Raw genomic sequence first — 7,422 nt, forward strand, 5'->3', positions numbered from 1 at the left:
GTGCTCGGTAACGGACGCCGGCCGCTGCGGGCGGACACCCCCCACCCCGTCCCCTGCGCGCCGTACGCGGCCAACGGCCCGTCGTGGCGCACGGTACGGCGAACGGTGCGGGAGGTGGCGAGCGGTCCGTCGTGGCGCCGGTGACTGCCACCCCTTAGGGGCGCGGGGAACTGCGCGACCAGCCCCCACCGGCCCACACCCGCCCGACAACCCCACCCGGCACACCCCTAGGCGCCCGGCTCAAGCCCAGCGCAGCGGCCGCGTAACCTCGGCAGCAGACCACTCCGTCGCCCAGGGAGCCCCGTGACCACCCAGCCCTTGCTCGCCGAGCTCATCCTCAGGGCCAGGGCCGAGGCGCACTCGCGGACCTCGTCGGCGTGTGGCTGCGGAGCGACCACCCTCGTCGACCGCCCCGACGCCACAGTCGTCCGGCACGCGGACACCGTCGCGAAGGCCCATGCCCCCGACACCGTCGACCTGATTCCCCGCCTCGCCGCGGCCGCCCACCTCCCCGGCATCTTCCTGCCCCCACTCGGCGAGAGCCCCATCGACCTGCACGGCAGACTCGTCACCTTCTGGCCGTACGGCGAACCCGTGGACCCGGAGAACCCCGACGCCGCCCCCTGGGAAACCGCCGCCACCCTCCTCGCCCGTCTCCACCGCACCCCCGCCCCACCCGGCCTGCCCCCCATGCGCGGCCCCGTCAAAGCAGCCCTCGCCGTTGCCCGCCTCCTCGCCGCCGGCCGCCTGAGGCATACCGCGCCCGTGCTTCGCGCCTGGCTCACTCTCCCGCCCTGGGCCCGCGCCGAGACCCCGATGTCCGACACGACGACCCTCTGCCACGGTGACCTCCACCTCGGTCAACTCGTCCGGCACCCCGCCCCCGACGGCCCCTGGCACCTCATCGACGTCGACGATCTCGGCGTGGGGGAACCCGCCTGGGACCTCGCCCGCCCCGCCGCATGGTTCGCCTGCGGCCTGCTGTCGCCCGACGACTGGTCCCGCTTCCTCGGCGCCTACCGGGCGGCCGGGGGCCCCGCTGTTCCCGCCGAGGGCGACCCCTGGCCGGCACTGGACGTCGCCGCCCGTGCGCTCGTCGTGCAGACCGCGGCCCGGGCGATAGCCAAGGCGACCGAGGCGGGCCGTCCGCTCGACGACGTGGAGCAGGCCGTCGTCGACGCCTGTGACCGAATGGGTTCCGCCCCGCCGCAGTTGACGGGCGGTTTCGCGAAGTAGGGTGCAACCGACCAGGGCCGGACGGAGTCTGTCCTGGCGTAACGCGAAGCAGGACCAACGGGCGAGGAGTTGAGCCGACGATGCAGTGTCCGAAGTGTCACGCACCGATGCACACCTACAACCGCAACGGTGTCCAGATCGAGCAGTGCAGCGGCTGCCGTGGGATCTTTCTCGACTACGGCGAGCTGGAGGCGCTGACCCGGCTGGAGGGCCAGTGGGGCGGCGGCCCCGCCGTTCCGCCACCGCCGGCCGCTCCGCAGTACCCGGCCCAGCCCGGCGCACCGGCCTGGGGCGCTCCGCAGCACGGAGGTGGGCACTACGGTGGTCATCACGGCGGTCACCACCGCAACCGCGGCTTCGGCCACATGCTGTTCTCCAGCTGACCGGGCAACGAGGAAGCCCCCGGCCGCAGGGCTGGGGGCTTCGGTGTGTGCGCGATACTGGGATTGAACCAGTGACCTCTTCCGTGTCAGGGAAGCGCTCTCCCGCTGAGCTAATCGCGCGGGACGTCACGACCAAGATCGTGAATACTGCGTGCGCGATACTGGGATTGAACCAGTGACCTCTTCCGTGTCAGGGAAGCGCTCTCCCGCTGAGCTAATCGCGCGGAGGATCCTGAGATCCAGTGGACGATACTGGGATTGAACCAGTGACCTCTTCCGTGTCAGGGAAGCGCTCTCCCGCTGAGCTAATCGTCCTTGGAGGTGGAGACGGGATTTGAACCCGTGTAGACGGCTTTGCAGGCCGTTGCCTCGCCTCTCGGCCACTCCACCAGGAGTGCAGGGGCTCGGGAAGATCCCCTGTTTCCATCGAGCGGACGACGAGGCTCGAACTCGCGACCTCAACCTTGGCAAGGTTGCGCTCTACCAACTGAGCTACGTCCGCTTGTCGTTTCGTTCCGCTCTCGCGGCCCGGCGACGAGTTGAACTCTAGCGGATTCCGGGGCCAGTACAAAAACGCGTTTGCGCAGCGTGCTGCGGTGCGCATGTCGACGTACGTGGTCAGGGCGGCCTGAGGGACATGGCCAGGTCACCCGCAAGGACACCGGCCATAGACTCGACAGCGTGCTCGACCTCCCTCCTCTCGCCCGTTTCGGCGACCGCGTCGCCACCGGTCTCCTCGATGTCACCAGCGATCCCGCGGCTCTGGACTCCACCGGCTTCTGGGCCGTCGCCGCGGACTTCGAGGGCGGTCTGACCTGCGCCCGCTTCGCCGACGTACGCCTGGAGCCGGTGCCCGCGCCACGGCCCGGAGCGTGGTCAGGACCCCTGGCCGGTGACTGGACGTCATCGCTGGATCGCGCCGCGTACATGGAGGGTGTACGTCGGATCCGCGCGCACATCGCCACCGGCGAGGTCTACCAGGCCAACCTCTGCCGTGTGCTGACCGCGCCCCTCGCACCCGGCGCTGACGTGGACGCGCTGACCGCGCTGCTGGCCCGCGGCAACCCGGCGCCCTATGCGGGAACGATCCGGCTGCCCGGACACGGGGTCGAGATCGCCACCGCCTCGCCCGAGCTGTTCCTGCGCCGGGAGGGGCTGATCGTGGAGTCGGGGCCGATCAAGGGGACCGGGCGGACCGAGGACGACCTGCTGGCCAAGGACTACGCCGAGAACGTGATGATCGTGGACCTGGTGCGGAACGACTTGGGGCGGGTGTGCGCCACGGGCAGCGTCACCGTTCCCGATCTGTGCGCCGTGGAGAAGCATCCCGGTCTCGTCCATCTCGTGTCGACCGTGCGGGGCGAGCTGTACGAGGGGGCCGGCTGGGCCGAGCTGCTCGAGGCCGCATTCCCGCCCGGCTCGGTCACCGGAGCGCCCAAGTCCAGCGCCCTGCGGATCATCGACGCCCTGGAGACCGCGCCCCGGGGACCGTACTGCGGAGGCGTTGGCTGGGTCGACGCCGACCGGGGCACCGGGGAGCTGGCCGTCGGCATCCGTACCTTCTGGGTCGACCGTGCCGACGGAGTGCTGCGCTTCGGCACCGGCGCAGGTATCACCTGGGGGTCCGACCCCGAGGGGGAGTGGCGGGAGACCGAGCTGAAGGCGTCCCGGCTGCTCGCGATAGCGTCGGGGAGGTACGAGGTGAGTGGAGGGACCCTTACGTGAAGATCTGGCTCGACGGCGGGCTGCAGGACACCGAGACCGCCCGCGTCTCCGTCTTCGATCACGGGCTGACCGTGGGCGACGGCATCTTCGAGACGCTGAAGACGGTGGACGGCCGCCCCTTCGCCCTCACCCGGCATCTCGACCGGCTGACGCTGTCGGCGCGCGGCCTGGGGCTGCCCGACCCCGATCACGACGAGATCCGCCGCGCCTGCGCCGCCGTACTCGAAGCGAATCCCGTGCCGCTCGGGCGGCTGCGCATCACGTACACCGGTGGTCATGGCCCTCTTGGGTCCGACCGGGGAGAGCACGGGCCGACCCTGGTGGTCGCCCTCGGCGAGTCCGCCCCGCGACCCGACTCCACGGCCGTGATCACGGTTCCGTGGACCCGTAACGAGCGCGGCGCTCTCACCGGACTCAAGACCACCTCGTACGCCGAGAACGTCGTCGCACTCGCACGCGCGCGTGCCCACTCCGCTTCCGAGGCGCTGTTCGCCAACACGGTCGGACAGCTGTGCGAGGGCACCGGGTCGAACGTCTTCGTCGTGCTCGACGGCGAGATCCACACTCCGCCGCTCACCTCCGGCTGCCTCGCGGGCATCACGCGCGCGTTGACCGTGCAATGGACCGGAGCCAGGGAGACCGACCTGCCGCTCGACGTCCTGGAGCGGGCCGACGAGGTCTTCCTCACCTCGACTCTGCGGGACGTCCAGGCCGTCCACCGCGTCGACGCGCGCGAACTGCCGGGCGCACCCGGCCCGGTGACCGCGAAGGCCATGCGGATCTTCGAGGAGCGGGCCGGCGACGACCTCGATCCGTAAAGCCCGGGATATTGGGCTGACCTGGCGCGCGGCAGCGGGTAGAACTCCGGTGATGACCACCACTCTGCGGCCGACCGAGCCGCTTCAGCGCGGCTCCGACGGGGCGCTGTCCCGCCACTACACGGTGTGCGTGAACAGCCGTCCCGTCGGGGCGATACACCTCGCGACCCATCCGTCGTTCGGGCCGGCCGTGGCCCAGATCCGCGATCTGCGGATCGAGGAACCGGACCGCAGGCGCGGCCGGGGCACGGTCGCCGCGCTCGCCGCCGAGGAGGTGGCGCGGGGCTGGGGCTGCGGACAGCTGGAGATCAGGGTCCCCGCCGACGTCGAGCCCGCGCTGCGGCTCGCCACCATGCTCGGATACGTCCATCGCAACCGCGGTATGGAGAAGCGGCTCGGCGCCGCCGCGCCCGAACTGCCCGCGGGCAGTCGCGGCAGGCCCATGACGGAGGCCGAGTTCGGGCCGTGGGCGGAGCGCGGCGTCGCGGAGTACACCCGGGACTGGGCCGACCGCGGGGTGCCCGAGACCGAGGCGAGGACCAGGGCGGAGAGGGACATCGAACGGTTGACGGAGCGCGGCCTCGCGACCGAGGACGCGCTCTTCAGCGTGCTGGAGCACGACGGGGTGCGGGTCGGCATCCTGTGGGTGGAATTCGTCGGCGACAAGGCGTTCGTCTACGACGTCGAGACCGAGGAGGCCTTCCGGGGCCGTGGGTACGGCCGTTCGCTGATGCTGCTGGCCGAGGCCCAGACGATCGCCTCCGGCAGACGGGTCCTGGCCCTCAACGTCTTCGCGGGCAACACACCGGCGGAGCGGCTGTACGAGTCGCTGGGCTACGAGACGGTGGGTTACTCGATGTACAAGAGCCTGCTCTGAGGTCGGCTCACTCCTGCCCGGCGAGCAGCCGGTCCACGATCTGTTCGATCCGCTCCCGCAGCCCGTCCTGGCTCTTGCCGCCGTCGAGACGCTCGCCGTCGATGACGTACGTCGGGGTCCCGGTCACGCCGATCGCCTTGCCCTCGGCCTGGTCGGCGTCCACGATCAGGATGTGCCGGCCGTCGATCAGCGCGGTGTCGAACTCCTCGGCGTCGAGCCCCAGTTCACGGGCGACCTCGACCAGGAAGGGTTCTCCCGCACGGTCCAGTTCTGCCACCCGCTCCAGCACGGCCTCGACGAACTCCCAGCCCCTGCCCTGCTCCAGCGCCTCCTCGGCGGCCTGCGCGGCGGCGAAGGAGTGCTTGTGCTTCTCCAGCGGGAAGTGCCGCAGCCGCAGCTCCAGACGGTCGCCGTAACGGGCACGCAGGGCCCGGACGTCGTCCAGCGCGTCACGGCAGTCCGGGCACTGCAGCTCGCACCAGACATCGAGAACGGGCACGGCCGGACGGACGGGGGAGGGGTCGCTCATGCGCCCAGTCTCCCAGCTCCGGGCCACCCGTCCGAATCGGCCCCGGCCGTCCACGACGGCGTCCGCCTGCTTCGTCGGTACGACCCGGACCGGCACCTCGGGAGGAGTCGACCCGGAGATGTCCCTGATGTCCTGCCGGGGCATGGCCCGGCAGGGGTCGGGAGGTGCAGGATGGATAGGGACGAAGCGGCACGTTGCCGATCGAGCACCGCCTGGAGGACCGGATGATTGCCGAGACCGTCTGTTCCGCCGTCGCCGCGGCCGGCCTGGGCATCGCGGCGGTCACCGCGTACCGGAAGCGTTTCCTCGCGGCCACCCGTATCGCCGCCTACTCCCTCGTCCCGCTCGGCCTGGTGATGACCGGAGTCGTCGACTGGATCGCGGACACCGCCTTCAGCCCGACGGCCTGGGCGGGCTTCGGTGTGCTCGGCCTTTCGTGGGTGCTCTTCTCGACCACGCGTGCGGTGGAGCGCCGCCGCGGCGGCACCCGCAAGGAGCGCAAGGCGGCTCGCGGCGCCCAGCAGGAGGCGGTGGCGCCCGCGGCCTCGGCACCCTCGCTCGGACCGGCCGTCCGCACCCCGGCGACCCGCCCCGCGGACAAGCCCCGGGCCGCCGGGTCGGCCGCGGACGACTTCAGCGACATCGAGGCCATCCTGAAGAAGCACGGCATATGACTGTCGCGTGGTGAACTGAAACGTTCGTACTGGGGTCCGTATCCGTCCGTAAGCGATCACGACTCGAAACGGACATCACGGAATCCGGCGAACTCCCGGTCATTCCGGGCGTGTTGATCGCGCCGGGGGCGTCGACTGCGCCATCATCGCCGCGAGATGCTGGACACCGAACAGAGCGACACCGCGCCGCCGCAGAACGAGCCGCGTGGATGCCTTTTCGCCCTTTCCCAGCCACCGCTGATGATCTTCCTTGCGGTGATCGGGTGTCTGCTGCTCATGGCTGCGCTGCACGATCTGCTGCTGCTCTGAGCCGTACCCGTGGGTCCCCGGCGCCACCCGCCGGGGACCACGTCGACCAGCCCGCGAGGGCTCCATCACGGCCGCCGGGACGTCAGCCCGCGGCCTCCTTGCGACGCGCTCGGTACGCGGCCACATGCAGACGGTTTCCGCAGGTCCGGCTGTCGCAGTAGCGCCGCGAGCGGTTGCGGGACAGGTCGACGAAGGCCCGTCGGCAGTCGGGCGCCTCACAGCGCCGCAGCCGCTCCTGCTCTCCGGCCACCACGAAGAACGCCAGCGCCATCCCGCAGTCGGCCGCCAGATGGTCGGCGACCGAGGCACCCGGCGCGAAGTAGTGCACATGCCAGTCGTAGCCGTCGTGATCCGTGAGCTGGGGAGTGGTGCCCGCGGCGGCGACCAGATCGTTGATCAGCGCGGCGGCGGCCCGGGCGTCCGGGGCGGCGAACACCGAGGCGAACCGGCCGCGGATCTTGCGCACGGCGGACAGATCGAACTCCGAGAGCACCCCGACATCACTGATCTCGTGCTTTCGTACGAAATTCTCGAGCGCCGCGACATCCGACAGTCCGTCCGACGCCGCGTCGTCCTCCGGTGCGGTGTTCACCAGATCGACCACGGTGTCGAGGGCGCACCGGGTGTCGTGGGTGATCAGCACGATTCGCTCCCTGGCCTGGGGGTCGGGCGAATGCCCGCCGATGCTGGCCGATGGTAGTGGCTCGCCGGGCCCCGGTGACGGGTAGCACGACAGGTGCCGTGGGGGGGGGGGGCGGCCCCCCCCCCCCCCCCGGCGGGGGGGGGGCGGGGGGTGCACCCCCCCCCCCCCCCCCCCCGGGGGCGCGCCCCGGGGGGCGGGGGGGCCCACGCCCCCGCCGATCCCCCCCCG

9 protein-coding genes and 5 tRNA genes are annotated in these 7,422 nt (G+C 71.4%); 7 read left to right on the forward strand and 7 right to left on the reverse strand.

The features are described from left to right. Positions 1 to 303: 303 nt before the first annotated feature. Both ACIBJB_RS45610 and ACIBJB_RS45615 read left to right on the forward strand, forming a co-directional pair. On the forward strand, positions 304 to 1,236 hold the full coding sequence (locus ACIBJB_RS45610; RefSeq protein ID WP_398940077.1) for an aminoglycoside phosphotransferase family protein: 933 nt from the start codon (positions 304 to 306) through the stop codon (positions 1,234 to 1,236). An 80-nt stretch (positions 1,237 to 1,316) separates the two neighbouring features. Then, a complete protein-coding gene (locus tag ACIBJB_RS45615; RefSeq protein ID WP_381345137.1) occupies positions 1,317 to 1,619 on the forward strand; it encodes a zf-TFIIB domain-containing protein in 303 nt (100 codons plus the stop codon). 48 nt (positions 1,620 to 1,667) lie between these two features. Here the strand turns inward: ACIBJB_RS45615 and ACIBJB_RS45620 are convergent. From ACIBJB_RS45620 to ACIBJB_RS45640, 5 genes are all read right to left on the reverse strand, one after another. Further along, positions 1,668 to 1,739: transfer RNA gene (locus ACIBJB_RS45620), tRNA-Val, on the reverse strand. A gap of 32 nt (positions 1,740 to 1,771) precedes the next feature. Then, positions 1,772 to 1,843 (reverse strand) — tRNA-Val (locus ACIBJB_RS45625). A gap of 19 nt (positions 1,844 to 1,862) precedes the next feature. Continuing rightward, positions 1,863 to 1,934, reverse strand: a tRNA-Val gene (locus ACIBJB_RS45630). A 1-nt stretch (position 1,935) separates the two neighbouring features. Beyond that, positions 1,936 to 2,009 (reverse strand) — tRNA-Cys (locus ACIBJB_RS45635). Positions 2,010 to 2,048: 39 nt separating this feature from the next. Next, positions 2,049 to 2,121: transfer RNA gene (locus tag ACIBJB_RS45640), tRNA-Gly, on the reverse strand. 179 nt (positions 2,122 to 2,300) lie between these two features. Between ACIBJB_RS45640 and ACIBJB_RS45645 the strand changes: the two genes are divergently transcribed. From ACIBJB_RS45645 to ACIBJB_RS45655, 3 genes are read left to right on the forward strand one after another with little or no spacing between them, the layout of a single operon-like run. Beyond that, positions 2,301 to 3,344 (forward strand): chorismate-binding protein, encoded by a 1,044-nt coding sequence (locus ACIBJB_RS45645; protein ID WP_398940078.1) that lies wholly within the window; start codon positions 2,301 to 2,303, stop codon positions 3,342 to 3,344. Continuing rightward, complete coding sequence (locus tag ACIBJB_RS45650) at positions 3,341 to 4,162, forward strand: aminotransferase class IV (RefSeq protein WP_398940079.1); 822 nt, start codon at positions 3,341 to 3,343, stop codon at positions 4,160 to 4,162. Before ACIBJB_RS45645 ends, ACIBJB_RS45650 begins: the two co-directional genes overlap by 4 nt. Before the next feature lie 49 nt (positions 4,163 to 4,211). Next, positions 4,212 to 5,039: a GNAT family N-acetyltransferase gene (locus ACIBJB_RS45655; RefSeq protein ID WP_398940080.1), complete on the forward strand. Its 828-nt coding sequence runs from the start codon at positions 4,212 to 4,214 to the stop codon at positions 5,037 to 5,039. 7 nt (positions 5,040 to 5,046) lie between these two features. On the opposite strand, the gene ACIBJB_RS45660 is transcribed toward ACIBJB_RS45655, so the two are convergent. Further along, a complete protein-coding gene (locus ACIBJB_RS45660) occupies positions 5,047 to 5,568 on the reverse strand; it encodes a DsbA family protein (protein ID WP_398940081.1) in 522 nt (173 codons plus the stop codon). Between the two features lie 224 nt (positions 5,569 to 5,792). On the opposite strand from ACIBJB_RS45660, the gene ACIBJB_RS45665 reads away from it, so the two are divergent. Together ACIBJB_RS45665 and ACIBJB_RS45670 are read left to right on the forward strand one after the other, a co-directional pair. Beyond that, positions 5,793 to 6,242: a hypothetical protein gene (locus ACIBJB_RS45665; protein ID WP_398940082.1), complete on the forward strand. Its 450-nt coding sequence runs from the start codon at positions 5,793 to 5,795 to the stop codon at positions 6,240 to 6,242. A 156-nt stretch (positions 6,243 to 6,398) separates the two neighbouring features. Next, the gene (locus ACIBJB_RS45670) at positions 6,399 to 6,551 is read left to right on the forward strand and encodes a hypothetical protein (RefSeq protein WP_329240383.1); all 153 of its coding nucleotides are present in this window, start codon (positions 6,399 to 6,401) and stop codon (positions 6,549 to 6,551) included. A gap of 82 nt (positions 6,552 to 6,633) precedes the next feature. Here the strand turns inward: ACIBJB_RS45670 and ACIBJB_RS45675 are convergent, their stop codons facing one another. Continuing rightward, a complete protein-coding gene (locus ACIBJB_RS45675) occupies positions 6,634 to 7,194 on the reverse strand; it encodes a CGNR zinc finger domain-containing protein (protein ID WP_398940084.1) in 561 nt (186 codons plus the stop codon). Positions 7,195 to 7,422: the final 228 nt, after the last annotated feature.

The sequence above is a fragment of the Streptomyces sp. NPDC050759 genome (genome assembly GCF_044456945.1).
In the GTDB taxonomy this organism is placed as follows: Bacteria; Actinomycetota; Actinomycetes; order Streptomycetales; family Streptomycetaceae; genus Streptomyces.

What these genes read in the sequence shown, in the direction of transcription:
- ACIBJB_RS45615 (WP_381345137.1), top strand. Translation starts at nt 1,317, where the DNA reads ATGCAGTGTCCGAAGTGTCACGCACCGATGCACACCTACAACCGCAAC.
- ACIBJB_RS45665 (WP_398940082.1), top strand. Translation starts at nt 5,793, where the DNA reads ATGATTGCCGAGACCGTCTGTTCCGCCGTCGCCGCGGCCGGCCTGGGC.
- ACIBJB_RS45670 (WP_329240383.1), top strand. Translation starts at nt 6,399, where the DNA reads ATGCTGGACACCGAACAGAGCGACACCGCGCCGCCGCAGAACGAGCCG.
- ACIBJB_RS45660 (WP_398940081.1), bottom strand. Translation starts at nt 5,568, where the DNA reads ATGAGCGACCCCTCCCCCGTCCGTCCGGCCGTGCCCGTTCTCGATGTC.